We start from the raw sequence: 245 nt of genomic DNA on the forward strand, positions 1-245 counted from the left end.
GGGCACATAGCCGGCAACACTAAAAAAATACGCGTAGGGTCGGGTGGAATTATGTTACCTAATCACGCGCCTTTAGTTGTGGCTGAGCAATTTGGCACCTTAGAGAGTTTGTATCCTGGTCGAATTGATTTAGGGCTAGGGCGTGCCCCAGGTAGCGATCCGGTGACCAGTCGCGCCTTAAATAACGACATTAGCCGCGCTGAAAACTTTCCTAATGAAGTGAGCGAGTTACAAACACTATTAGG

Annotated in this window: 1 protein-coding gene; it reads left to right on the plus strand. The window is 48.6% G+C overall.

Annotated features, from left to right (window positions below; all coding sequences use genetic code 11):
• On the plus strand, positions 1-245 hold a 245-nt coding region (locus SB765_RS32690; RefSeq protein WP_410932899.1), incomplete at both ends, for an LLM class flavin-dependent oxidoreductase.

The sequence above is a fragment of the Pseudomonas sp. SIMBA_067 genome (assembly GCF_046534675.1).
GTDB classification, from domain to species: Bacteria; Pseudomonadota; Gammaproteobacteria; order Pseudomonadales; family Pseudomonadaceae; genus Aquipseudomonas; species Aquipseudomonas putida.